This window comes from Salmonella sp. SAL4457 (genome assembly GCF_046548235.1).
Lineage (GTDB): Bacteria > Pseudomonadota > Gammaproteobacteria > Enterobacterales > Enterobacteriaceae > Salmonella > Salmonella enterica.
Genome location: NZ_JBGDZO010000917.1, coordinates 1 through 253, shown reverse-complemented (window position 1 = coordinate 253; position 253 = coordinate 1). Strand labels below are relative to the sequence as shown.

The 253-nt window shown below is 63.2% G+C and carries 1 pseudogene; it reads right to left on the bottom strand.

What is annotated here, in order from left to right:
* Positions 1-8: 8 nt before the first annotated feature.
* Positions 9-253 (bottom strand): annotated as a pseudogene (locus tag ACLJNW_RS26870) (carboxy-S-adenosyl-L-methionine synthase CmoA); the annotation flags it as partial.

The following is a 253-nucleotide window of genomic DNA, read 5'->3' as shown; positions in this document are numbered from 1 at the left end:
GTGCTGGATCATGGCAGGGCGATCATCGAGGCGAAGTTGAGACACTGGAACCATTGGCTGACCCGGCTGAAGCCGGCGGCCAGCAGCCGTTCACGGTGTTCCTCGAAGGTGTCGGGGAGCATGACGTTTTCCAGCGCGCTGCGCTTCTGCGCGATCTCCAGCTCGCTGTAGCCGTTGGCACGCTTGAAGGCGATGTGCAGGTCGGTGAGCAGCGCGTGCTCCTGCGCATCGGCGAAGCGCAGTTTCTCCGAGA